Here is a 21893-nt window from a genome sequence, read left to right as displayed (position 1 = left end):
GTTACACCAGTCTTGTGCTGTGCCAGGACACCTGATCGGTGACCGTGTGATAAGGCGGGCGTTGCAGAGAATACGCCATGGTCATGGCATCCAGCAGCGTCCAGAGAATATCGAGTTTGAACTGCAGAATTTCCAGCATGCGGTTCTGCTGCTCAGCAGTGGTGAACACTTCCAGCGCCAGCGCCAACCCGTGCTCCACATCGCGGTTTGCCTGGCTCAGGCGGCTGCGGAAATAGAAGTAACCCTCTTCTTTGATCCACGGATAGTGTTGCGGCCAGCTGTCGAGGCGCGACTGGTGGATTTGCGGTGCAAACAGTTCAGTTAATGAGCTACAGGCTGCTTCCTGCCAGTTGGCGCGACGGGCGAAGTTAACGTAGGCATCCACGGCAAAACGCACACCCGGCAGTACCAGTTTCTCAGACAGCAGGACTTCACGATCCAATCCCACCGCTTCACCCAGTTGCAGCCAGGCTTCAATACCGCCTTCCTGATCGTTGCTGCCGTCATGATCGAGAATGCGCTGCACCCATTTACGGCGGGTTGCGGGATCCGGGCAGTTCGACATGATCGCCGCATCTTTCAGGGGAATATTGGTCTGGTAATAGAAGCGGTTCGCGACCCAGCCCTGAATCTGTTCACGCGTCGCTTCACCATTATGCATCGCGATATGGTATGGATGATGAATGTGGTAAAACGCGCCTTTGGCACGCAGCGCCTGCTCAAACTCTTGAGGCGATAAGGCTTCGGTGATAATCACGATGCGCTCTCCTGCAGATGAATCGCCATCCCGTCCCAGCTCACTTCAATGCCCTGCTGCGTCAGATACTGACGCTGCGGCGACTGCTCGTTGAGGATCGGATTGGTGTTATTAATATGAATTAAGATTTTGCGTTTTGCCGGCAATGCAGCCAGCAGCGCCATCAGGCCATGCTCTTCCGCGAGGGCCAGATGCCCCATCGCTTTGCCGGTGTTTTTACCGACGCCAGTGGCGAGCAACTCATTGTCCTGCCAGACGGTGCCGTCAATTAACAGGCAATCGGCTTTCTCCAGCCACGGCATGATCACCGCATCGGGCTCGCCCAGACCTGGCGCATACAGCAGGGTCTGGCCATTGGCGGTGTTCTCAATAAATAGAGCGACGTTGTGGCCCGGTAACGGACGATCGCGATACGGCGAGTATGGCGGCGCGTTGCTGAGAATAGGAATCGCGGTGAACTGCAGATTACGACATACATCGACGCGGAACGGTTCGAGTGGCGTAAGACCATGATGCTGCAGCCCGCCATTCCAGTGCTGCAACATGGTAAAAATCGGGAAACCGCTGGTGAGATCGGCATGCACCTCGGGCGTGCACCACACCTGATGCGGGCAGCCTTCGCGCAGACTGAGTAAACCGGTAGTGTGATCGATCTGACTGTCGGTAAGAATGATGCTGCCAATCGCCGTGCCGCGCAGCACCCCTTTTTTATTTAGCTCGGGTGTGTGGGCGATCTGCTGGCTGATATCTGGCGATGCGTTACACAGCACCCAATCTTCGCCGTTGTCACTGACAATGATCGAGGATTGCGTCCGCGCCTGAGCCTGAATCGTACCGTTGCGCAGGCCGCTGCAATTGGCGCAGTTACAGTTCCACTGCGGAAAGCCGCCGCCTGCCGCTGAACCGAGCACTTTAATAAACATGAGAGATAACCAGAATGAAAAATAAAATGCCCGCACGAATGGCGGGCAGAAAGTCTTAGCGGTTGGAGATGTACAGAGTCACTTCCAGGCCCAGACGCAGGTCAACAAATTCAGGTTTTTTCCACATAACTTTCTTCCTCAAAACAAATAACGCAGAGCAGGCTCTGCTGGAAATGCTTGCACCAGTAAACGAATTTTCTGGCAGCAAGGCACGACGCGGGCTGATGTTGCGCCAATGTAGCGGGCAGATCAACCCTGATTCGGTAAGGGAATTGTGCTAATCCTGCCAAATCTGTTGCAGGACGCGCAGCCAGTTCCCCCAGGCAAACTGCTCAATCATGACTTGATCATAGCCGAGCGACGTGAGCAGCGCATAGAGATGCGGTAGCCCTGAAACATCTTTCAACGCATCGGGCACGCTAATGCCGTCGAAATCCGAACCAAATGCTACGTTTTCTGGCCCCATTATTTCAACTAAATGATCCAGATGTTTAACAATTTCAATCAATGGCGTATCACTATCGCGCTTGCCATCCGGCCGTAAGAAAGCGTTACCAAAATTAATCCCTACCACTCCGCCACGATCGCGAATGGCACGCAGTTGATCGTCAGTCAGGTTACGCGGCTGGGCGCAAAGCGCGTGCACGTTAGAGTGGCTGGCCACCAGCGGTGCCGTTGAGAGCCGTGCAGTGTCCCAAAACGCTTTCTCATTCATGTGCGACACGTCAATCATCATGTGATGGCGATTGGCAGCAAGGATCAACTGCTCACCGGCGGAGGTCAGGCCCGGTCCGGTGTCTGGCGAATGCGGGAAAGCACCGTTTACTCCCTCACCAAATCGGTTAGGTAAGTTCCAGAAAGGCCCGATGCTGCGCACACCTGCCTGATAAAAGGCATGCAGATCTTCGCCATCGGCATCGAATCCATCCGCCCCTTCAATATGCGCGACCATCGCCAGCACGCCATCCTGGCGACAGCTGGCAATATCCGAAGCCGTCAGGCATAAGCGGGCGCGCCCGCCGGACTGCGCTGCCAGCGTCTTGAGGATGTCGAGTTGCTGCCAGATAATATCCAGCGGCTGCCACTGCTCGTTTGCACGTTGTGGTGCCACTTCGTTGATGTAACGTTGCGGCGGGACAAACAGCGCAAAGAGCCCACCGGCAAAACCACCCTGCTGCATACGTGGAAAATCCAGATGCCCTTTCTCAATGCCAGAAAAAAAGGCGCCAGCGGGATCGTCACGATGATGCAGCCACAGATTAAGCAGCAGGTCGTTATGACCATCGAAGGTTTTAAATAACATAGGGGATCACACAGCGAGATATATAGGCGCTATGCTACTCGCGCCCGGTTGATTCGCCAAACAAAGGGGCACAAAGCGTTAGTTTTGTGCAACCTTTAGGCCATGATAAAAGGTGGGTTTGACGTCGAGATGCTGCTTAATCAGGCCCTGTTTTTGATAAAAATCGGCGGTGTCCTGCTGCTGCGCAATGGTGGCGTCATCAATGGTTTGCCAATGCGACTGGCGGCGTGCAAAGGACTTCGCCGCGGCTTCTTTCGGGAAGCCGATGATTTTCGCCAGCGTGGTGGAGTACGCATCAACATGGCTGTTCGCCCAGCGATCCGCCGCCGCAAGGCGATTAACGTAATCCTGCAGCGCTGCACGTTTGGCCTCGTCATTGATTGCCGCATCGGTGGCCGCGAGGAAGCTGTTGCCGCTGGAGAGGCCAACGCCATTGATCAGCACACGTCCAGTATGCGTGACTTCCGCCAGCGCGGTATAAGGATCCCAGGTTGACCAGGCATCTACCGATCCATTGGCTAATGCGATGCGCGCATCGGCGGGTGTCAGGAAACGAAAGTTGGCGTCCTTATCCGTCAAACCGGCCTTTTCCAGTGCTTTCAGCGCTTCAAAATGGCCGATGGATCCACGCCCGGTGGCAATATTTTTCCCTTTGAGATCGGCCACGGTTTTAATTTTTGAATCCGGGCTAACCAATACCGCTAAGCCTTCAGGCACAGATTTACTTACCGCCACCGCTTTCACCTGCGAACCGGCCGCCAGCGAGAACAGCAGCGGCGCATCACCAATAATACCCGCATCGACGGCGCCCGCATTCAGTGCCTCCGCCAGCGGTGCCGCTGCCGGGAACTCCGCCCATTCGATTTTATAATTGAGATTATTGAGCTGCTGCGCCGCTTCCATCTCGGCATGCATATTGCCCTTCTGGTCGGCAATGCGCAGTGTGACGGTTTCCGCCGCAGCGGTTCCACTGGCAAGCATCACTAACAGGGCTAAAGCTTTTCTTTTCATTCTATTTTCTCTTATAGCGCAAAACCCCAGACTACCCTGTTGTGCTAAAAGCCCAGATGCCGATTTCGTCTGAGGAAAATCATCCTGCGCATAAGCAGCACAACGCTTTTGGCCGTCGATTCTCATCATCCCACATTTGTTGTGAACGGTTGGGATAGCGAGGGTTCACAGAATGTGGGCCCGGCTGCTGCGGCAACTTCGCAACGAAATGTCAGTTACGCAATGTGGCTTGTCAGTTATGCGTGAGCAGCGTGCGGCGATGTGGTCCAGACTGAGTACAGACCCATAAGGAGAACCTCATGCTGAACCACCCTGCTGAAAAATACCGCCCCTTTCCGGTGATTGAGTTGCCTGACCGTCAGTGGCCCTCGCGCCAGCTCACCCAGGCACCGCGCTGGCTGTCCACCGATCTGCGTGACGGCAACCAGGCGCTGGCGACACCCATGGACAGCGCCCGCAAGCTGGAGTTTTGGCAGCTGTTACTGCGCTGCGGCTTCAAAGAGATTGAAGTGGCGTTTCCTGCCGCCTCACAAACTGATTTCGACTTTGTACGCCTGCTGATTGAGCAGCATCATATTCCGCAAGGCGTTGCGATTCAGGTACTGACGCAAGCACGCAGCGATCTGATTGATCGCACCTTTGAAGCCCTGCGCGGCGCACCGCAGGCGATTATTCATATGTACAACGCCACGGCACCGTTGTTCCGCGAACGCGTATTCCGCCAGAGCAAAGCAGAGATCATTGAGCTGGCCTGCGCTGGGGCACGGCAAATCCGCGCCCAATGTGAAGCACAAAACGACACCGCCTGGACCTTCCAGTATTCACCTGAAACGTTCTGCTTTACCGAACCTGAATTCGCGCTGGAGATTTGTGAAGCAGTCGCAGCGATCTGGCAGCCGGGGCCTGAACGCCCGATGATTATTAACCTGCCCGCCACGGTGGAAGTGAATACTCCGAACGTGTATGCGGATCAGATTGAGTATTTCTGCCGCCACTTTAGCCAGCGATCGCAGGTGGCGATTTGCGTGCATCCGCATAACGATCGCGGCACCGGCGTGGCCTGCGCCGAACTGGCGATACTGGCCGGAGCCGATCGCGTTGAAGGCTGTTTGTTCGGTAATGGTGAGCGCACTGGCAATGTCGATATCGTGACGCTGGCTCTGAATTTATATACTCAGGGCGTAGCGCCGGAACTCGATTTCAGCGATATCCAGCAGGTGCTGGAAGTGGTGACACGCTGCAACCAGTTGCCGGTGCATCCGCGCCATCCGTACGCTGGTGAGTTGGTGTTTACCGCGTTTTCGGGTTCGCATCAGGATGCGATTCGTAAGGGCTTTGCCGAACGCAATGAGCGTCAGGAGGCGATCTGGCAAATGCCGTATCTGCCACTTGATCCGATCGACATCGGTTGCAGCTACGAAGCGGTGATTCGCGTCAACAGTCAGTCCGGTAAAGGCGGTGCCGCCTGGCTGCTGGAGCAAAACCATGGCCTGCAGTTACCGCGCGGGTTGCAGCAGGAGTTCAGCCGCATTGTGCAGCAGCAAACCGATGCTCACGGACAGGAGATGACGCATCACGCACTGTGGCAACTGTTCTGCCAGCATTACGGCTTAACGCAGCCTGCACGCCGCTTGCTGGACGCGGAAAGCCATAGCGATGAGAAAGGTGAAACACGATTTAAAGCGCGCCTGCAGGATGGCGGACAAACGCTGACGCTGGAAGGCAAAGGCAACGGACTGCTGTCGGCGGCGGTCGCGGCACTGCGTCAGCGCTATGATCTGGCAATCAGCATTGAGGATTACCACGAGCATACGCTGGGTAAACGCAGTGATAGCCGCTCTGTTACCTATATTAGCTGTACCAATGCACGCGGCGAACGTGCCTGGGGTGTGGGCATCGATAATGATGTGACACGCGCCTCATTACAGGCGCTACTCAACGCAGCCCACGCTTTTCTGCCGCAGGAAAGTAGTTTGCCGGTGTAACGCCGAGCACGCGGCGGAACATCGCACTGAAGGCGCTCGGGCTGTCATAACCGAGTTCGAGCGCCACCGTTAACACCGTTTCGCCCTGCGCCAGCCGCGCCAGCGCCACGCTGAGGCGTGCGCGGCGCACCCAATCGCTGAACTGCAAGCCCGTTTCGCGGTTAAAATGACGCGCCAGCGTGCGTTCAGCGACACAGAGTTCGCTGGCCGCTCTCGCGAGTGTCCAGCTCTCGCCCGGTTGCTGATGAATTTGCTGGCACAGTGCACGCATCCGCTCACTTTCCGGCCACGGCAGGCCGAAGGGCAGCACATCCATTACGCGAATTTCATCGAGAATCAATTCATAAATGCGTTCCGCACGACTGCCAGAGGCGTAAGCGTCCGGCAATGCCAGAGCACTGACGATCAGCTCTCGCAGTAGCGGGGAAATCTGCACCACCTGACAACTGGCAGGCAGATCCGCTCGTGCGAGCGGATCGACAAACAGCGTGCGTGCCGCCACGGCACCCACAATCTGCAGTGCATGCCCGGTGCCCGCCGGTAACCACACGCCACGACTCGGCGGCACAATCCAGCTGCCCTGCCGGGTTTCGACTTTCACTACGCCGCTTAAGGTATGGATCAACTGTGCACAATCGTGGTGATGCCATGACTCAGCATCACCGTGCACATAATCGTGCGCATAAGGCACCAGCGGACGCTGGCTAAAATCGAAGTTGAGGCGCTGGCTCATTTAGCGCTTCAGGTATTGGTAAACCGCCGCCAGGTCCTGCTCGCCGTAACCGGCATCGACCGCCTGCTGCCAGACATCGACGATGTTCTCCAGCGCGGACAGTTTGGTCTCACCCGCAGCATCCAGTGCCAGTCTGGCATCTTTCAAGGCCCACACCAGATGCATCTGCGGGGTGAAATCACCACTGGCGATCATACCCAGTTTCATTTTGGCGTACGGGGCTGCCAGCGGGCCACCATCCAGCACTTTCCACAGATCGTCGGTGCTGAAACCAAACTGCTCCGCCAGGCGTGTACTCTCCGCCAGACTTTGCATCAGGCCAATCAGCCAGCTGTTGACCACCAGTTTCATACGCGAGCTGGCACCCGCCTCACCCAGCCACTGTGTGCCTTTTCCAATTGCAGCAAACACCTGCTCAGCGGCCTGCGCTTTGCTTTGATCGCCGCTGGCCATCACCAGAATCTGCGCATTTTCGGCAGGCGCTTTGGTACCGGAAACCGGCGCATCGATAAAGAGCACGTCCGGACGTGCGTGTTGCAGGTCGGCAATCAGCGCATCAGTCGCTTCCACGCCAATAGTCCCCATCTGGCAGACGGTCGCGCCCTGCCTCAGTGCGCTGCTCGCTTCGGTCAGGGTCTGGCGCGTGGTGTCGCCGTCAGACAGCATGGCGATCACCACATCTGCGCCTTCCACCGCCTGTGCCGCGCTGTCGCTAAGCTGCAAACCAGCATCCAGCAGGTCTTCACCTTTGGCACGCGTGCGATTCCAGCCACGCACCACGAACCCTTTTTTCAGTAAGTTGGCGGCAAAAGCGTGCCCCATTGCGCCTAAACCTAATACCGCGACAACCGGTTGCTGACTCATCTTGATTCCCTTTTATGCATTCAGACAAAACAGTCAGACTGACAGAAATTTCTGCGCGCAGCCAGGCGAGAGGTGCGCCGAAAGGCATTTTTTAATCTCAACCCCGACAAGGCACAGGGTTAATCAGCATGCTTTTAAACAACCCTGGGCGCTTTCTGGCGAGTAGGATGGGATAACGATTTACCGGGTTAATTTTATCATTGCGGCAATGACACAAGAATTCGTATTCATCGCTATTCGATTATTGGAAAAAGTTCGCATATGATAAATGGGAAACTAACACTCTATAAATAATTACCGATGTCATCAGAAAACCAAAGTTTAAAAGTCACTCGAGAACGTGGAAGACCCCGAGTCTTCGATATGGACGACGTTTTAGATAAAGCAATGATAGTATTCAGAAAGAAAGGTTATCACGCTTCATCAATAGCCGACCTGGGCGAAGCCATGAGTTTAACGGCTGGAAGTATATATAAGGCGTTTACTGATAAGCGCACCCTTTTTTTGCGGGTATTTGAACGCTACATTGCCCTCCGTAATGCCGATTTACGTCAGCGGTTGCAACATTTCCCGGATGGCAGATCGCGGATTGAGGAATTACTGCAATTTTATTTAGACTCTGCGGTTGAGATTGAAGGGCGTAGAGGTTGTTTGGTTGTTGGGAGCACGGTTGAACTGCAAACGCTGGATGAAGAACTTTCAGCGTTAGTCAGGCAGGCCGTGTTGCGTAATCAAAACTTTCTCGTTTCGCTTATTATTGAAGGCCAGAAAGACGGATCTATTTCCTCTCAACTGGATGCTGAAACTGCGGCAGGCTTATTGCTGTGCGTGGCATTCGGCATGCGTGTGGTAGGTAAAGTTCAGGATGTGACTAATGGGAAAAAAACCATTACTATGGTGATGAAGGTTCTGGAATGATTCATTTGCCATATTAGGAAATAGTCATTTCCTAATTAAATTTAATCATAGCGCTCTCCTGACGCCTGTGATCCCTAAGAGGAATTGATATGTGCATCAATGATGTAGCGAAGAATCACAGAATGGCTATGGAGCAGGATGTGGCACCTCCAAAAGATATTTCAGAAGAGGAAGCCCTGGGGCGCGTTGTGGGCGAAATTTTAAGCGCGGGAAAAACGCTCAGTCGTAAAACACTGTGTTTTGAATTGCTCAAAAAGCTGGATGAAGCTGAAGAATCATCAGTTAAAAGGCACTATTCAAATATTTTTAAGAAATTATTGTCTTGTTAGCTTATAAATAAAAAGCGCATCCGTTTGATTGCTTTTAATATCTCTATTTTGAGCAATCATCGTTTCGTGTCGCCGACATCCTTTTTGTATTCGATAACATCATGAGCCAGTGCTTGCCGTTACGCTTATTCTTCTCGTTTCTGTATAAGAAACATCCCAATCATGGCTCAAACAAAGTAATAGGGAATAATCTGCTTTCCCCAGCGCAGAAAAAAACAAAATCACCTCCTCATCAGATAAGAATTAATTATGTTTTTAAGTCATGAGGATAATAAAAATGAAAGACCCTATACAGCGTCGCATCCCGTCAAATTTGTCGCGCATTGAATTATCTGAACAGTGGCAAATCACTTACTGGACGCTCACTCTGCATACGACTCAGGAAAGACTTACCCGGGCGGTGCGAGAAGTAGGATCAGAGACCGAAGCTGTTCGCCGATGGCTCACTGAGCATCCTCCTGCCCGACAACCTCAGTCTTATTAAGGTGATAGGCCATCGTCATGACACTGGCGGGATAGACGCATAAGGACAACGTGAGCGCAGTTTCATTATCGTTATGGCTTATGAATCCATCCGGCAGCCGCTCAGTCGTTTGCGTTGTCCCTGTTCAGCCCATAGCCAACAAAATAGCCATGAGTCAACGGCCTTTACACATCAAACGTCACAGCCCTCTCCCTGCCTGAGGTATAAAACGCTAATAACAGCATTTATTTAATATAATGCGTGAAAATGTAATACCATTTATCGGCAAAACTATTAACATATGCGCGATTAATGTTCCATTTGGTTCATTCCACGTCTTTTATACGGTCTTTCATAATGAAAATTGCTTTACTGCGACAGGCACCGTTGCTGATGCTGCCTGCATTATTCCCTTTGCAATTGATGGCGGCGGATAATGCCAGCAATACCATGGTCGTCAGTGCCGCGCCCGCGGACACCGGTTTGTCAGAGCTGGATACGCCCGCGGCGGTGAGTGTGGTGTCTGGCGAGGATATGCGTCATGCAGCACCACGCGTCAACCTCTCGGAAAACCTCGCCAGCGTGCCGGGCATGCAGATTCAGAACCGTCAAAATTATGCGCAGGATTTACAAATTTCCGTGCGCGGATTTGGCTCGCGATCAACCTTTGGCCTGCGCGGTATCCGTCTGTATGTCGACGGTATTCCCGCCACGATGCCAGATGGTCAGGGACAAACCTCAAATATCGACATTGGTTCGATTGATCACGTTGAAGTACTGCGCGGCCCCTTCTCAGCCCTGTACGGCAACTCGTCGGGCGGTGTCATTAATGTTGAAACCCAAACCGGTCAGCAACCCACCACGCTGGAAGCCAGCACCTGGTACGGTAGCTACGGCAGCTGGCGCAACAGCGTCAAAGCCAGCGGTGCCACCGGTGATGGCACGCACGCCGGTGACGTGAATTACACCGTGTCGGCCTCGCGCTTTACCACCCATGGCTATCGCGATCACAGCTCGGCAGAGAAAAACCTCGGTAACGCCAAACTCGGTGTGCGCATTGATGATGTCAGCACCCTGACGCTACTGTTTAACAGCGTTCACGTGGATGCGCAGGATCCCGGCGGTTTGACCGAGGCGCAATGGAAAGATAATCCGCGTCAGGTTGCAAGTAACGTGACGCTTTACAACGCGCGCAAAACCGTCGACCAAACGCAGGCTGGGCTGCACTATCAGCGCCAGATGAGCGAGAATGACGATCTCAGCGTGATGATGTACGCCGGTGAGCGTGAAACCACGCAGTATCAATCGATTCCGATGGCGACCCAGCTGAAAGCAGGCTATCCCGGCGGCGTGATTTCGCTGGCTCGCCACTATCAGGGGATTGATACGCGCTGGACCCATCGCGATACCGTGTTCACCCTTCCTGTGACGCTGACCGCCGGTCTCGACTATGAAACCATGACCGAAAAGCGTAAGGGTTATCAGAATTTCACCACCAGCAATGGCGTGACGGATTACGGCGTGCAGGGTGATATGCGCCGCAATGAACGCAACCTGATGTGGAACCTCGATCCTTATCTGCAAACGGCGTGGCAGTTCACCGATAAGTGGTCACTGGATGCTGGTGTGCGTTTGAGCACGGTGAATTTCGACTCCAACGATTATTACGTCACTTCCAGCGATCCCGATGACAGCGGTAATCGACGTTATCACCGCTGGCTGCCTGCCGCCTCACTGAAATATGCGATTGATAATAGCTGGAATGCCTATGTGTCTGCGGGCCGTGGCTTTGAAACGCCTACGCTAAATGAGTTGTCTTATCGCTCAGCCGATCAGTCTGGCCTGAACCTCAATCTGAAGCCGGCGACCAGCGATACGGTTGAGCTGGGCACTAAAAAGCGTATCGGTAACGGTTTAATTACCGCCGCCGTGTTCCAGACCGATACCAAAAACGAAATCGTCTCTGACAGCAGCTATGAAGGCCGCACCAGTTATAAAAATGCCGGTGAAACCCGTCGTCGCGGGCTGGAGTTGGGTCTGGATCAGGAGTTTGGTTATGACTGGCACCTGAAAGCGGCGTGGACCTTGCTGGATGCGCGCTATCGCTCTAACGCCTGTGGCACTGAAAGCTGTGACGGCAACCGTATTCCAGGCATCGCACGTAATATGGCCTATGCCGGGTTAGCCTATGCGCCGGATCATGGCTGGTATGCCGGCGGTGATGTGCGCTACATGAGCGACATTGCAGCGGACGATGAAAATGATGTCAAAGCACCCTCTTATACCGTATTTGGCCTGAACTCGGGTTATAAGTGGCTGGTACAGAACTGGACGCTGGACTTGTTTGGTCGCGTGGATAACCTGTTTGACCGCACCTATGTGGGTTCAGTGATCGTCAATGAGAGCAACGGTCGCTATTACGAGCCGGCGCCAGGACGCAACTACAGTGTTGGTCTGACGGTAAGTTATGCGTTTCAGTAACTGACATCGCGCCTGATAAAAAGCCCTGCAACCTTATTCGGATTGCAGGGCTTTTTTTATGCCGTTTTGACAATGCGCATGCAGTGCATGAGCATGCCTGACCAGTCGTTTTACTTCAGCAGAGCCAGCACGTCGGTGGTTGAGCCGGTTTCGCCCAGACGCGGGAAGATACGCTCAACGCTGTTTTGGTGGGTATCAGCGTTCAGACAGGTCATCGCATCTGTTGCCAGCGTGACGTTGTAACCTAGCTCGTAAGCCTGACGCGCAGTGGATTCCACGCCAATGCTGGTGGCGATACCGCACACCACCACCTGAGTGATACCACGCTGCTGCAACTGATCGTGCAGATCCGTATTGTGGAAACCACCCCAGGTCTTTTTCGTCACGGCAATTTCATCGGCTTTCAGCGCCATTTCCGGTACCAGCACAGCCCAGTCGGCTGGCAGTTCGCCACTATGACGCGCCTGCTCGTTACGGCCTGGTGCGCCACCGGCGACATTCACTTTCACCACCGGCAGGTTTTTGTCATGAAACGCCTTAACCAGCTGTGCACAACGCTCAACCACGACATCGGCTGACAAAGGCGCAACAGGAAGACGGACAATACCGTGCTGCAGGTCAATCACAATCAGGGCGGTTTTTGCGTCTAAGGTCGTTAAAGCCATGGGAATTCCTCTCAGGATTATTGGTCGGCAATACGTTGCAGTAAGGGAATAGCGGCCATTAAAATTTTCTGCTCCGCACTATTAAGCGTGGTTGCCATGCTTTGGAGTAGCCAGTCATCACGTTGTGCACGATTGGCGGCGATCAGCCTCAGGCAGCTTTCGGTCGGCAGATAGCGGGTTTTACGGCCGTCCAGCGGATCGGCTTCCCCTTTCACGAGTCCCTGCGCCTGCAAGCTGGCAACGGTCGCACCCATCGACTGGCTGCGCACGCCTTCCAACCCGGCCAATTCGGTTACCGTCATTGCGCCATCGCGCACCAGATAACCCAATACAGAAACCTGTGGCCAGGTGAGATCGCCCGGTGGGGCCGATTCGCGCAGACGTCGCGCCAGTTTGCCATTCACGCTGCGTAGAGTCGCAGCCGCGCTATTCAGGTCGCTCATGGCACCTTCTCCTTACTGATGAAGCGCGAGTATATAAATACGAAGGCAAACTGTGTAGTTTACCTTCGTATCAATTTGTAATTGGCACTCACGGCCGCTTTATGTAATGAATCAAACTGTGAAAACGCAGCGGTGTGCTGAGGGGATTGCGATAACTGTGCGCGACATCCGCCGCAAACTGGTGCGCTTCGCCGTTGAGCAGACGACGCCAGGTTCCCTCCACGCACAGCAGCAGCTCACCTTCCAGCACCACCACCTGCTCAATCACGCCACTTTCGTGTGCGGAAGAGTCGCTTTGTGCACCGCCAGCAAGGGTGACTTCCAGCAGATCAAAACGCAACGCGGCATCATATGGCAGCAGCGGCTTCACCTGCATTAGCGCATTGGGTTGGCTAAAAGTCGCGGCGATACCCGGCGGTTGATCGCTACCCTGAACAAAAAACGAGAAAGGCACATTGAACCCGGTGGCGATTTTCCACAATGTTGCCACCGTTGGGCTGGATTCACCGCGTTCGATTTGGCCCAACATCGCTTTGCTGACGCCGGTGCGATCCGCTGCCAGTGTCAGGCTCCAGCCGTTCGCCTGGCGCAGTTGTTTTAACGCCTGACTCAAATGTTGATGCAGATTTTCCATGATATCTCCTGGCAAATTCGCGCGCAGTGTAGCACTTGTGCGTTATAACACACTCGTGCGATAGTGTGCGTTATAACGCACAGCAGGATGCAAACCGATGATCACCGCCACTTCGCGCAACGCTTTCTCTTTCCCTATGCTGGTTTCCGGCTTTATTGCGGTGCTGGTGGGATACAGCAGCACTGCCGCATTGATTTTCCAGGCCGCTCAGGCTGCAGGCGCCTCGCCGGAACAGATCGGCGGATGGCTGTCGATGCTCGGCATTGGCATGGGTCTCGCCTCTTTCGGTCTTTCGGTGTGGACACGCATGCCCATTCTGGCCGCCTGGTCGACGCCGGGGGCGGCACTGTTGGCCACCAGCGTGCAGGGCCTGACCTTAAATGAAGTGGTCGGCGTGTTTGTAGCGACCAATGCGCTGATCGTACTGAGTGGCGTGACCGGACTGTTTGCCCGCTTGATGAACCACATTCCGCAATCTTTGGCAGCAGCGATGCTGGCGGGGATTTTACTGCGCTTCGGGATCGGCACCTTCATCGGTTTACAAGGCAACTTCGCCCTGTGCGGCAGTATGTGTCTGGTGTGGCTGTTAAGCCGACGCTGGCTGCCACGCTATGCCATCATTCTGGCGCTGATCGCTGGCGTGCTGGTGGCGGTGGGTCAGCAGGCGATTCATTTCCCGCCGCATGCTCTGACGCTGAGCGTGCCGGAATTTATCATGCCGCAGTTCACGCTGGCATCGCTGATTGGGGTTGGATTGCCCTATTTTCTGGTCACCATGGCCTCACAAAATGCACCGGGCATTGCGACCTTACAGGCGCATGGCTACCAACCGCCGGTTTCCGCTCTTACTGGCTGGACCGGTTTTATTGCGCTGATCTTGTCTCCTTTCGGCGGCTTTTCGGTGTGCATAGCGGCCATTACCGCTGCCATTTGCATGGGGGAGGATGTGGATGCCGATCCGAAACGACGCTGGATGGCCTCCGCGATTGCCGGGATTTTCTATCTGCTGACTGGCTTTACCGGCGCGCTGATTGCCATTCTGTTAAGTGCCTTGCCGCAGGTGCTGATCGCCACGCTGGCCGGGCTGGCGCTGCTGGCTACCCTCTCCGGCAGCCTGCAACGCGCTCTCGCCGAGCCCGATCACCGTGACAGCGCCATCGTCGCCTTTTTAATCACCGCCAGTGGTATCTCTCTGCTGGGGATTGGTTCTGCCTTCTGGGGATTAATCGGCGGCATGATCACCCATCTGGTGCTGAGCCACCGCGCACGCGCTTAAAATTTCAGCAACCGACGCTTACACGCGGGAAAAACACCCTGTTTTTCCCCCTTTATCAGCCGTTTGATTCCCCTGCATTTGGCTTAAGATCACCAGTATCGCCAAATACACACACTATTTTGCTTCAGGCAACCACCGATAAGGGCCCTACGAGTGGCAAAAACTTTTCTGCGCAGCGGCAATCTGGATTCGGTACTGGCACTGGGTGAAAACGGCCAGCCGGTCTGGGCTTCTGCCCTGCAAATCCGTGAAACACTGCGTTTACGTCGCCAGACGGCGCTGGCAAACTGCCTTGCCATTCCCCAGGCTAACGAACGTGGGGACCGCCTCGACTGGTATGCGCCCTTTAACGGCAAAGTAAAATCCTGGCGCGGTGCCAGCGATCATGAGCGGCAAAAAGCGCTGGAACTCCTGACGCTCAACCAGCAGGATTTACTGGCCGCAAGTTTACGCGCGCGTGACGCGGAGAATCCGGCGATGCGCCTGTTTGGCGCCTTACTGAGCAAGACGTTGCAGTTCCCGGATCAGCAATATGTTTATCTGGTTGATGGCAAACCCGTCATCACCTTCTGGGGCTTTGTCGATCCGCAGGCGCGCTCACGCGATGACGCACTGGCCTGTCTGCGCGACAGCCTCGAAGAGGATTTACCGCCGTTGCTGCCAGAACCACCGGCTGCGGTTATCGTGGCGCCGGTTATTGCGCCTTTGATTGAAGTGCCTGCCGTTGTGGCTGCACCCGTGGTGGAAGAGCCCGTTGAGATCGCCCAGCCTGAACCTGAAGCGCCACAACCCGCACCTGAGCCTGAGCCTAAAGTTGAACAGCCGCCTGTTCGCCGCCCTTCCGCATTGCGTCCATTGGCATTGCTGCTGCCGGTTGCCGCCGTGGCTGCGGCTGGCGTAGCGTTCTGGCTGCACAGCTCAGCGCCTGAAGCCACACCGCCTGCCCAGGTTGCCGATGCACCGGCTCCCGTTTTCACGCCACCGCCAGTGGTCGCGAAAGCTGAGAAACTGGCCGCCACGCTGCCACAAAAAACCGCCACGGTCACCGCTGCGCCTGTGCCTGCCGCGCCTCCTGCGCCGCCTGAGGTGATTGCTGAACATACTGAACCGGCCAAGGCCGATGACCTGGTGATGACTACCGAAGATGCGCGTATCGGATCTGTGAAATTTATTAACGGCACCTGGCGCGTGATATTACGACAGACTAACCTGCCAACCGGTAAGCCACCGAGCCTGCGTTACCAGCTCCGTAACGGTAAAGGCATCGCCACCATTACACAGGGCGACAATATCCGCTGTAAAGCCGATGTGACTGCCGCAATGACGGTGGACGGCACCATGGTGGTTCGCAGCCGCTATACTGCGACCTGCAGCGACAAATCGCGCTACCGCATGCCGGAACTGGTGTGTAAAGCCGGTGATGGCATTGCCAGTTGTACTGCGCAGTACGGCGCAGATCAGGTCTTCCCGTTGACGATTAAGCGTGAGAGTAAGTAAACATGTTGGCTCCCCTCATCGATGACAAACAAAAAATCACGCTGATTGAAGATAGCGGTGTGCAGTTTCTCGATTTTGGCTTACGTCTGCCTGCCTTGCAGGCGCGCCGCCAGTTCGTTCGTCAAACCGCTAACGGTCCGCTGCTGCGACTGAACGTGGACGGTAACAGCGGCAAATTTTTGCTCTATCCCGAAGATGGCGGTGCAGCAGAGGTGGTACGTCCCGAGTCGGACATTGCACTGGCAGATTCGTTAACGCTGTTGGCACACCAGTGGCTGCCGCTGCCGGTGCTGCGCTGCACCAGCGGTCGCCGTTTTATTGGCGGCCCGGATAACTGGGCACGCCTGCACCTGGCACCGCTGGCACAGCCCGATGCCGCAGGTAACACCCATCGCATTACGCTGGCGTTTGACACCCGTATCGTGCCGGAACAGGACGGCGGCGAACAGCACGGTCTGAGCAAAGCCGATGCGCAAAACGGCGTGAGTTTCGCCCTTGCCTGGCACAACTATGAACTGGGTGAGTTTCTGGACCACACCTGGGTGGATGGCTGGCTGCGTGAAACCTTTACTCAGCAGGTCAACGCGCTGGAATCTCGCCGCGAGCAGGAGCTGAATCAGGCGCTGCGTGAGTTTGAGTATCAGGCACACTATCTCAACCTGCTGGAGCTGCTGGGTGAGCAGTTGGATCTGGCCGAGATCTACATTCAGGCCACCTCGCTGCAAACCCCGGCGGTGAATGTCGATATCATCCTCGACGTTGGCAACTCGCACACCTGCGGCATTCTGGTGGAAGACCACGCTGAAGAGAGCAACGGTCTGCGCCAGACTTACGAACTGCAACTGCGCGACCTTTCTGAGCCACATCAGGTCTACAACGAGCTGTTTGACAGCCGTCTCGAATTCGCAGAAACCCGCTTTGGTAAAGCAAACTTCTCACTGGAAAGCGGCCGCGAAAACGCCTTTATGTGGCCATCGCTGACGCGCGTTGGCCGTGAAGCCAGCCGCCTTGCCCTGCTGCGCGCGGGTACCGAAGGCAGCACCGGTCTCTCCAGCCCGCGCCGCTATCTGTGGGATGAAGCACGATATCAGCCAGGCTGGCGCTTTAACGCCCATGGCAGCAGTGATGAGCCACAGGCAACTGCGCTGCCTTTCACCCTGTTGCTGAATGACGAAGGCCAGCCGCTGCACGCGCTGGCGGAAGACGATCGCCTGCCGGTGTTCTCTGCCAGCTACAGCCGCAGTTCGCTGATGACCTTTATGCTGTGTGAGCTGCTGGCTCAGGCGATGATGCAGATGAACAGCGTGGCACAGCGTCAGCGCATGCCGCAGAGCCAGGCTCCGCGCCAGCTGCGTCATGTGATCCTCACGCTGCCTTCCGCGATGCCGAAACCGGAACGCGAGATTTTCCGTCGTCGCATGCAGGAAGCCATCGCGCTGGTGTGGAAAGCCGAAGGCTGGCATCCGGCTGAGGAAGATTTCAGCGTGCAGAGTCAGGCGAAAAGCCTGCGCCCGGTGCCGGATGTGCAGATGGAATGGGATGAAGCCACCTGCGGACAAATGGTGTGGCTGTTCAATGAAACCCAGGTGAACTTTGCCGGGCGTGCGGAAGATTTCTTCAGCAGCATGGCGCGTCCGGATCGTCCACGTGAAGTCGACGAAGTACCAGGCAAAAGCCTGCGCATCGCTTCTATCGATATTGGCGGCGGCACCACCGATCTGGCCATCACCCAATATCGTCTCGATGACGGCCAGGGTAATAACGTTAAAATCACCCCGCGCCTGCTGTTCCGTGAAGGCTTTAAAGTCGCAGGCGACGATATTCTGCTGGATGTGATTCAGCTTTGGATTCTGCCTGCACTGCAACAAAGTCTGCAGAAGGCTGGGCTGACGCTGGCTGAACCGCTGATGAACAAGCTGTTTGGTCACGACAGCCGCATGGATGGGCAAGCCACGCTGCGTCAGCAAGTCACCCTGCAGCTGTTCATCCCGCTGGCGCAGGCCGTGCTGGAACGCTACGAAAATTGGGATCCGCTCGACAGCCACAGCGAAATCAATGCGCTGTTCGGTGAGCTGGTGCCACAAAAACCGGCCAGCAGCGTGCTGGCGTTTGTTAACGGTGAGATTCAGCGCACGCTGGGCGGCGACAACCGCTTCGATCTGCTGGATGTGCCTTTGGTGGTCAGCATGGCGCAGCTGCACGGTGAGTTCCTGCAGCATCGTATGGCGATCATCCCGGCCCTGCGTGCCATGTGCGAAGTGGTGTCGCTGTATCAGTGCGATGTACTGCTGTTAACCGGCCGTCCTTCGCGCTTCCCCGGCATTCAGGCACTGGTACGCCATCTGCAGCCGCTGCCGGGCAGCCGTATTTTGTCGCTGGAAGGCTATCACACCAGCGACTGGTATCCGTTCAACAAACAAGGCCGCATTGATAACCCGAAATCCACTGCTGCCGTCGGCGCGATGCTGTGCCTGCTGGCGCTCGATCTGCGTCTCAGCAGCTTCTGGTTCCGTGCGGGTGATTTCGAGCCTTATTCCACCATTCGCTATCTCGGCGTGCTGGATGAAACGGCCACGCTGAGCGATGACAACCTGTGTTACAGCGAGATCGACCTCGACAAAGGGGATTTCGCACTGGATCGTAAAAGCAGCTTCCGCATTCGCGGCAATGTCTGCCTCGGTTTCCGTCAGCTGGATAATGACCGCTGGCCAGCTTCACCGCTGTACAGTCTGAGCATCACCGATCCGCATCTGGCACGTAAAGTCGCCGGCGAAAGCATCCTGCGTATCAAGCTGGCGGTACAGCCGGGGCCGGACAACTTTGGTCCGGAGCGTCTGGTGCTGAGCGATGCCCGCATGGATGACGGTACTCGCGTGCCGCTGGAACAACTGAGTCTGAAACTGAATACGCTGTCTGCGACCGGCAATGCCAACGCGCAGTATTGGATTGACAGCGGGAGCGTCTGCAAACGATGAGAACTGCCAAGAGAGCCACCTCTGTTACGCCCGCCAAACGTCTGAGCCTAATGCAGGAGACGCTGGACGGTGCACTGAACTGGATTGAAACCCATCAGGCGCAGGCACCGCGTCTGGCACTGGAAGCGGATACGCTGCGGCTGCAACTGCGCCGCGCGCGCGTGGAAAGTCATGCGCTGGCGCGTCAACTGGCACGTCCGGTGACGCTGGCGATGTTTGGCCAGTCACAGGCGGGCAAAGCCTGGCTGTTGAGTGAAATGGTGGGCGATGCGCAGGGCCAACTGATGGCGCGTCTGGGCGATAGAATTGTGAACCATTTCCAGAACATCAATCCCGGCAATCTCGATTTTGCCATTGCCACCCGCTTCAGCCACCAGCGTGAAACCCAGTCCAGCGCCTGGCCACTGGAGATGACGCTGCTCAATGACGTGGAGCTGATTCGTCTGGTGCTGGCCTGTGCCAAAACTGAAGCACAGCCAGACAGTGCGGTGATCGATGCCGCGCTGCAGCGTTTACAGCGCCATCGTCAGGACGAGCCGCAGCCGGGCCTCGACAGCGATGCTTTGATTACATTGTGGGCGTGGAGCCGCCGCCAGCATCGTCACGCCGAGGTACTCGATCGTCACTTCTGGCCACAGGCGGTGGAACTTGCTCCGTGGTTAAACGTCGATGACCGCATTCAGCTGTTTGCGTTGCTGTGGCCTAATCAGGTGGCACTCAACGAACAGCTGCGTAATCTGATGCACCTGCGCTATCAGCTGCGCCAGGCACCGCGCCTGCTGGCACCGCTGAGCCTGTTAACCGATGACGCCTCGCTGCCTGCGGAAAAACTGATCAGCAACGATGCCGACTGGCAGGAAATGATTGAAGTCTGCCCGATTGTCGCCAATCGTGTCGCTAAACCACAGCAGGTGCCGTTGGGCCTGCTGGCGTTGCTAACGCTGGAAATCACCGTTCCGCTGAATTCAACGCCGCGTCAGGCACTGTATGACGAAGCCGATATGCTGGAGCTGCCAGCGCCCGGCCAGCCTGCCGACGTGGGTCAGCAAGAAGATTTAGCCCAGCTGCGCAAACGCGATCCTCTGCGGGCGGCGCTGCTGGAGCAGAAACGCGCACTGCTGCCGGGACTGTATGCCGCGCGTCAGGGCATCGACCTTATGCTGATCTGTACCGCCGCCAGCCAGCGTCAGGATACCGACATTGCGGTTAACGCACTGCGTGAATGGCATATCCATCAAACCGTAGCGGCCAGCGGCGAGAAGCCACGCCTGATTTGGGCGATTACCCCGCACGATGCGCGCTATCAGCAGCAGCAGATTAATGTTGATGAAGCCGTACAACGTCAGATCGGGCAACCAGGACAGAGCTGGGGTTCCATGCTGGCACTCGATCGTGCCGGTGTCGATCGCATGGGCAGTTGGTTGCAGGATGAAATGCAGCCAGAAGCACGTCGTGATCGTCTGGCCCAGCAATTAAGCACTTTGCAGCAAAAGCTGGTAGAGCGTTTGCAACCGTGGACCGAATCCACTGCCACGCCAGAACAGGCGGCACGCAAGCAGGCGATTTCCGATACCTTGCTGAAATGCTTGCAACATCGCACTGGCCTGCACGGCGAACTGCTGGAGCGCTTGCAGCCTTCGCGCGAAGCGGTGCGTCAGCTGTGGCTGAGCCAGAGCAGTGGCACTGTCGTGCAGCACAGCGCGAAAACCGCTGCGGCTGAGCAGAGCTATTTTGGTATTGGCTTTGAGTTTGACCTGTTCAAAGATGAACCGGTGGCCCCTGCGGAACCGCGTAACAGCAGCGGCCAGCGCGATCAGCAATTCCCGCAGCAGGTGTTTGCGCTGTGGCTTGAACATCTGCGACAGTTGCCGGAAAGCCGGAGTTTGCTGACGCTGCTGAACGTGGATAAGCCGACCATGGAATTGCTGGTAGAAGAGCTGATTACCGCCAGCTTCCGCCTGAAGGTATTAAGTAAGCTGCAAAGCGCGCTTAACGAACCGGATGCGCAGGCCAGCGCGCATGAAGCGCGGACCGATCGTCAGGTCTCGCGCGCGATGACGGTGTTGGGTGATTTTGTCGCCTGGCTCGGCTTCCTGCAGCGTCCGGAGAGCGAGCGGCCTGAGAGTCGTGTTAATCGCGGACAAACCATCTTCGCCCGACCACCTGCGCCGAGCGTGAGCTTCTCGCCTGGTCAACGTTTAACACGTTTGTCAGCCGCACCCGCCAATCATACCGCCTATTATATCTATGACTGGCTGGTGGGATTAAATTCGGTCATTGTGGAAAACAACGGCTATACCGGCGGCAGCGACCTGCCCGCCAATGCCCGTCAGATGCTGGCGATTCTACTGCTGCCGCTGCACGCGTAATCAGTCATGAATCAGGCGCAGCTCGCCTCGCAGCTGCTGCGCCGCCTCTTCCATCAGCGCCAGCACCGGCGCAAATTCCGCCTCACTGGCCAGTGCAACATGACGTAAATGCAGTTCAGCCGGCAGCGCAATCCCGCCCGTCAGCCAATCCCACAGCGCATCCAGATTACAGCCAAACTCCCCGCTGCAGCCGCTTTGCGCCACAAACTCACTGTAAAACGCCTGGCGATCGGCCAACTGCTGGAAATCAAAAGAGAGGGTCAACAT

General features: G+C 55.9%; 20 protein-coding genes. 9 read left to right on the top strand and 11 right to left on the bottom strand.

Annotation, left to right across the window (positions count from 1 at the left end; translation table 11 throughout):
- Window position 1: 1 nt before the first annotated feature.
- The 5 genes from pqqC to QMZ65_RS00215 all read right to left on the bottom strand — a co-directional run bounded on the left by pqqC (window position 2) and on the right by QMZ65_RS00215 (window position 3994).
- Window positions 2-757 carry a pyrroloquinoline-quinone synthase PqqC gene (gene pqqC / locus QMZ65_RS00235; RefSeq protein WP_097117203.1) on the bottom strand — a complete coding sequence of 252 codons (756 nt, stop codon included), beginning with the start codon at window positions 755-757 and terminating at the stop codon, window positions 2-4.
- A complete protein-coding gene (gene pqqB, locus QMZ65_RS00230) occupies window positions 754-1680 on the bottom strand; it encodes a pyrroloquinoline quinone biosynthesis protein PqqB (protein WP_097117204.1) in 927 nt (308 codons plus the stop codon). The genes pqqC and pqqB overlap by 4 nt, the downstream gene beginning before the upstream one ends.
- 55 nt (window positions 1681-1735) lie before the next feature.
- Window positions 1736-1807, bottom strand: a complete 72-nt coding sequence (pqqA, locus tag QMZ65_RS00225) for a pyrroloquinoline quinone precursor peptide PqqA (RefSeq protein ID WP_010617686.1) — start codon at window positions 1805-1807, stop codon at window positions 1736-1738.
- 150 nt (window positions 1808-1957) lie between these two features.
- On the bottom strand, window positions 1958-2983 hold the full coding sequence (locus QMZ65_RS00220) for a dipeptidase (RefSeq protein ID WP_097117205.1): 1026 nt from the start codon (window positions 2981-2983) through the stop codon (window positions 1958-1960).
- Window positions 2984-3061: 78 nt separating this feature from the next.
- Window positions 3062-3994 carry an ABC transporter substrate-binding protein gene (locus tag QMZ65_RS00215; RefSeq protein ID WP_097117206.1) on the bottom strand — a complete coding sequence of 311 codons (933 nt, stop codon included), beginning with the start codon at window positions 3992-3994 and terminating at the stop codon, window positions 3062-3064.
- A 299-nt stretch (window positions 3995-4293) separates the two neighbouring features.
- Between QMZ65_RS00215 and leuA the strand changes: the two genes are divergently transcribed.
- Window positions 4294-5979: a 2-isopropylmalate synthase gene (leuA, locus tag QMZ65_RS00210; protein WP_097117207.1), complete on the top strand. Its 1686-nt coding sequence runs from the start codon at window positions 4294-4296 to the stop codon at window positions 5977-5979.
- Here leuA and QMZ65_RS00205 read toward each other — a convergent pair.
- Together QMZ65_RS00205 and QMZ65_RS00200 are read right to left on the bottom strand one after the other, a co-directional pair.
- The gene (locus tag QMZ65_RS00205; protein ID WP_097117208.1) at window positions 5930-6712 is read right to left on the bottom strand and encodes an AraC family transcriptional regulator; all 783 of its coding nucleotides are present in this window, start codon (window positions 6710-6712) and stop codon (window positions 5930-5932) included. The two genes, leuA and QMZ65_RS00205, sit on opposite strands and share 50 nt — an antisense overlap.
- The gene (locus tag QMZ65_RS00200) at window positions 6713-7576 is read right to left on the bottom strand and encodes an NAD(P)-dependent oxidoreductase (RefSeq protein WP_097117209.1); all 864 of its coding nucleotides are present in this window, start codon (window positions 7574-7576) and stop codon (window positions 6713-6715) included. It abuts the gene before it with no gap.
- A gap of 300 nt (window positions 7577-7876) precedes the next feature.
- On the opposite strand from QMZ65_RS00200, the gene QMZ65_RS00195 reads away from it, so the two are divergent.
- The 4 genes from QMZ65_RS00195 to pqqU all read left to right on the top strand — a co-directional run bounded on the left by QMZ65_RS00195 (window position 7877) and on the right by pqqU (window position 11767).
- Window positions 7877-8494: a TetR/AcrR family transcriptional regulator gene (locus QMZ65_RS00195; protein WP_097117210.1), complete on the top strand. Its 618-nt coding sequence runs from the start codon at window positions 7877-7879 to the stop codon at window positions 8492-8494.
- An 89-nt stretch (window positions 8495-8583) separates the two neighbouring features.
- On the top strand, window positions 8584-8823 hold the full coding sequence (locus tag QMZ65_RS00190) for a biofilm development regulator YmgB/AriR family protein (RefSeq protein WP_097117211.1): 240 nt from the start codon (window positions 8584-8586) through the stop codon (window positions 8821-8823).
- A gap of 262 nt (window positions 8824-9085) precedes the next feature.
- On the top strand, window positions 9086-9307 hold the full coding sequence (locus tag QMZ65_RS00185) for a DUF3606 domain-containing protein (RefSeq protein WP_306439518.1): 222 nt from the start codon (window positions 9086-9088) through the stop codon (window positions 9305-9307).
- A gap of 336 nt (window positions 9308-9643) precedes the next feature.
- Window positions 9644-11767 carry a TonB-dependent receptor PqqU gene (gene pqqU / locus QMZ65_RS00180; protein ID WP_283215161.1) on the top strand — a complete coding sequence of 708 codons (2124 nt, stop codon included), beginning with the start codon at window positions 9644-9646 and terminating at the stop codon, window positions 11765-11767.
- 110 nt (window positions 11768-11877) lie between these two features.
- Here the strand turns inward: pqqU and QMZ65_RS00175 are convergent, their stop codons facing one another.
- The 3 genes from QMZ65_RS00175 to QMZ65_RS00165 form a co-directional block, all read right to left on the bottom strand.
- Window positions 11878-12432, bottom strand: a complete 555-nt coding sequence (locus QMZ65_RS00175) for an isochorismatase family protein (RefSeq protein WP_097117212.1) — start codon at window positions 12430-12432, stop codon at window positions 11878-11880.
- 17 nt (window positions 12433-12449) lie between these two features.
- The gene (locus QMZ65_RS00170; protein WP_097117213.1) at window positions 12450-12875 is read right to left on the bottom strand and encodes a MarR family winged helix-turn-helix transcriptional regulator; all 426 of its coding nucleotides are present in this window, start codon (window positions 12873-12875) and stop codon (window positions 12450-12452) included.
- Between the two features lie 88 nt (window positions 12876-12963).
- Window positions 12964-13509, bottom strand: coding sequence for a helix-turn-helix domain-containing protein (locus QMZ65_RS00165; RefSeq protein ID WP_097117214.1), 546 nt, complete (start codon window positions 13507-13509; stop codon window positions 12964-12966).
- Between the two features lie 97 nt (window positions 13510-13606).
- Between QMZ65_RS00165 and QMZ65_RS00160 the strand changes: the two genes are divergently transcribed.
- From QMZ65_RS00160 to QMZ65_RS00145, 4 genes are all read left to right on the top strand, one after another.
- Entirely contained in the window at window positions 13607-14785 is a 1179-nt protein-coding gene (locus tag QMZ65_RS00160; protein ID WP_283215160.1) for a benzoate/H(+) symporter BenE family transporter, read from the top strand.
- Window positions 14786-14938: 153 nt separating this feature from the next.
- Window positions 14939-16282, top strand: a complete 1344-nt coding sequence (locus QMZ65_RS00155) for an SrfA family protein (RefSeq protein ID WP_283215159.1) — start codon at window positions 14939-14941, stop codon at window positions 16280-16282.
- A gap of 2 nt (window positions 16283-16284) precedes the next feature.
- Window positions 16285-19257: a virulence factor SrfB gene (locus QMZ65_RS00150; RefSeq protein WP_211727867.1), complete on the top strand. Its 2973-nt coding sequence runs from the start codon at window positions 16285-16287 to the stop codon at window positions 19255-19257.
- On the top strand, window positions 19254-21626 hold the full coding sequence (locus QMZ65_RS00145; protein ID WP_283003510.1) for a virulence factor SrfC family protein: 2373 nt from the start codon (window positions 19254-19256) through the stop codon (window positions 21624-21626). The genes QMZ65_RS00150 and QMZ65_RS00145 overlap by 4 nt, the downstream gene beginning before the upstream one ends.
- Here QMZ65_RS00145 and QMZ65_RS00140 read toward each other — a convergent pair whose 3' ends face one another.
- A complete protein-coding gene (locus tag QMZ65_RS00140; RefSeq protein ID WP_058959999.1) occupies window positions 21627-21893 on the bottom strand; it encodes a barstar family protein in 267 nt (88 codons plus the stop codon).

This window comes from Pantoea sp. EABMAA-21 (assembly GCF_030053335.1).
In the GTDB taxonomy this organism is placed as follows: domain Bacteria; phylum Pseudomonadota; class Gammaproteobacteria; order Enterobacterales; family Enterobacteriaceae; genus Pantoea; species Pantoea communis.
Note: the sequence above shows the minus strand (reverse complement) of the source record. Positions and strands in the feature narration are given on the sequence as shown.

Excerpts from the sequence above, each read along its gene's own strand:
- pqqB (WP_097117204.1), bottom strand. The coding sequence starts at position 1,680 with ATGTTTATTAAAGTGCTCGGTTCAGCGGCAGGCGGCGGCTTTCCGCAG.
- QMZ65_RS00185 (WP_306439518.1), top strand. The coding sequence starts at position 9,086 with ATGAGGATAATAAAAATGAAAGACCCTATACAGCGTCGCATCCCGTCA.
- leuA (WP_097117207.1), top strand. The coding sequence starts at position 4,294 with ATGCTGAACCACCCTGCTGAAAAATACCGCCCCTTTCCGGTGATTGAG.
- QMZ65_RS00190 (WP_097117211.1), top strand. The coding sequence starts at position 8,584 with ATGTGCATCAATGATGTAGCGAAGAATCACAGAATGGCTATGGAGCAG.
- QMZ65_RS00220 (WP_097117205.1), bottom strand. The coding sequence starts at position 2,983 with ATGTTATTTAAAACCTTCGATGGTCATAACGACCTGCTGCTTAATCTG.
- QMZ65_RS00175 (WP_097117212.1), bottom strand. The coding sequence starts at position 12,432 with ATGGCTTTAACGACCTTAGACGCAAAAACCGCCCTGATTGTGATTGAC.
- QMZ65_RS00200 (WP_097117209.1), bottom strand. The coding sequence starts at position 7,576 with ATGAGTCAGCAACCGGTTGTCGCGGTATTAGGTTTAGGCGCAATGGGG.
- pqqU (WP_283215161.1), top strand. The coding sequence starts at position 9,644 with ATGAAAATTGCTTTACTGCGACAGGCACCGTTGCTGATGCTGCCTGCA.
- QMZ65_RS00145 (WP_283003510.1), top strand. The coding sequence starts at position 19,254 with ATGAGAACTGCCAAGAGAGCCACCTCTGTTACGCCCGCCAAACGTCTG.
- QMZ65_RS00160 (WP_283215160.1), top strand. The coding sequence starts at position 13,607 with ATGATCACCGCCACTTCGCGCAACGCTTTCTCTTTCCCTATGCTGGTT.
- QMZ65_RS00205 (WP_097117208.1), bottom strand. The coding sequence starts at position 6,712 with ATGAGCCAGCGCCTCAACTTCGATTTTAGCCAGCGTCCGCTGGTGCCT.
- QMZ65_RS00150 (WP_211727867.1), top strand. The coding sequence starts at position 16,285 with ATGTTGGCTCCCCTCATCGATGACAAACAAAAAATCACGCTGATTGAA.
- QMZ65_RS00165 (WP_097117214.1), bottom strand. The coding sequence starts at position 13,509 with ATGGAAAATCTGCATCAACATTTGAGTCAGGCGTTAAAACAACTGCGC.
- QMZ65_RS00170 (WP_097117213.1), bottom strand. The coding sequence starts at position 12,875 with ATGAGCGACCTGAATAGCGCGGCTGCGACTCTACGCAGCGTGAATGGC.
- QMZ65_RS00195 (WP_097117210.1), top strand. The coding sequence starts at position 7,877 with ATGTCATCAGAAAACCAAAGTTTAAAAGTCACTCGAGAACGTGGAAGA.
- QMZ65_RS00215 (WP_097117206.1), bottom strand. The coding sequence starts at position 3,994 with ATGAAAAGAAAAGCTTTAGCCCTGTTAGTGATGCTTGCCAGTGGAACC.
- QMZ65_RS00140 (WP_058959999.1), bottom strand. The coding sequence starts at position 21,893 with ATGTTGACCCTCTCTTTTGATTTCCAGCAGTTGGCCGATCGCCAGGCG.